The 1,549-nt window shown below is 59.1% G+C and carries 1 protein-coding gene; it reads right to left on the bottom strand.

Features of this window, described 5'->3' with window-relative positions:
• Nucleotides 1-1,430 (bottom strand): TonB-dependent receptor (locus tag OP495_RS17710; RefSeq protein ID WP_280571084.1); only part of this gene is annotated, 1,430 nt, incomplete at its 3' end.
• Between the last annotated feature and the right edge of the window lie 119 nt (nt 1,431-1,549).

Here is a 1,549-nt window from a genome sequence, read left to right as displayed (position 1 = left end):
GGTTCCACGCTCGGATTAAAGCCACCCGCTTCGGAAGGATTGGCAAATTCAGAGAATGTGGGTGTTTCAAAAGAAGTGCTGATATTGGCATAGACCTGATGCGTCGGCAGATACCGGTAGCTCAAGCCGGCCGAACCACTCCATTCACGATAGTTTTTCTGCCCACTGTCATCGCCGTTGTCCGAGGTGATGAAATCATCATCAATATCCATTCTAACATGGTCGTAGCGCGCCCCCAGCGACAGCGTCAGCTTATCGGTGAGATCCAAGTCGCCCTGGGCAAAAACGCCCAGCGACGTAGCGGTCTGCATCTCATCACCCGCGCGATCCGTTACGCCATTAGCGACGTCTACATTGTGACGATCCCGGTCGTCCTCTTGACGCGCAGCGTCCACGCCCACGACATAACGCAGCGGCAGCTCCCCCAGCAGCAGTTCCTGATGGTATTCGGCGCTAGCACCGTAATAATCACGCTGGTAGTTGATGCGGCTGTCACCCTCATAAGGCAATTGCTGTTCGAAGTCACGCTGCAAATAGAAGCCTTTGATGTACAATTCGCCCGACCCGGCAGACAAGTCCTCGTACTGCAGACCCAGCACTTGTTGATCGACTTCCTGGCCGGCATCCAAGGCAAGCGAGTTTGGAGCAGCCCCTTGGCGATCTTCATCCACTTCCGATTCTTTCAGCGCCCCGGGGTCCTCGGAGCGTGGGTTGTCCAACAAGTTGACGATGGCCGTCAGCGCGCGGTCGTTGCCCAGCTCGCGACGCACCTTGGCGTTGAGGTGATACTTCTCGACCTGGCTCTGATCGCGATAACCGTCGAAATTAAGCGCCGACACACTCACATGATGCGACCAGGGGCCATTCACGCCGCCGTCGCTGAAGCGGTATTTCTGGTAGCCGTCGCTGCCGATCTCGGCCCCCAGGCGCGTCTTCTGATCGTCGCGCCCATCGGCCGTGGTCACGCTCAGTACGCCACCGGCCGCGTTGCCGTAGAGCACCGATGACGGCCCGCGGATCACCTCGATACGCTCGGCACTGTCGAGATCAATGGCATCGAGCTGTGCCTGCCCATCGGGCAATGTGTAGGGAATACCGTCGGCCATCACCGTCACCCCACGCACTCCGAACGGCGCCCGCGCGCCAAAGCCGCGGATCGCCAGGCGCTCGCCCTGGGCGAAGTTGTCACGATTTTGCAGGAATACGCCCGGCACGGTCCCTAACGACTCATCGAGCCGCACGCGCTGCTGGCCCTGCGCGATCTTGTCATGCTCGATCACGGATACCGCAGCGGGGGTGGTGTACAACTCGCGATCGAGGCGCGGTGCCGTGACCTCCATTACCTCCGGCGAGGAGGATTGGGCGAAGACAACGCCGGAAACGCCCAAGGCGCCCAGCAACAAGGAGGTATTGAGGTAACGGTGCGTCATGATGATATCGACAGGTCGGGTCTGCCGGACGAATAGATACTGCCGGCGGACGAATTCAGTAAGCGGGACAGCATATTAGCATATAGCACGCACACCCGCCTTAAGTCTAATCGCTATTT

The organism is Chromohalobacter sp. 296-RDG (assembly GCF_029889885.1).
In the GTDB taxonomy this organism is placed as follows: Bacteria; Pseudomonadota; Gammaproteobacteria; order Pseudomonadales; family Halomonadaceae; genus Chromohalobacter.
The sequence above is the reverse complement of the archived record's forward strand: the minus strand, read 5'-3'. Positions and strand labels throughout refer to the sequence as shown.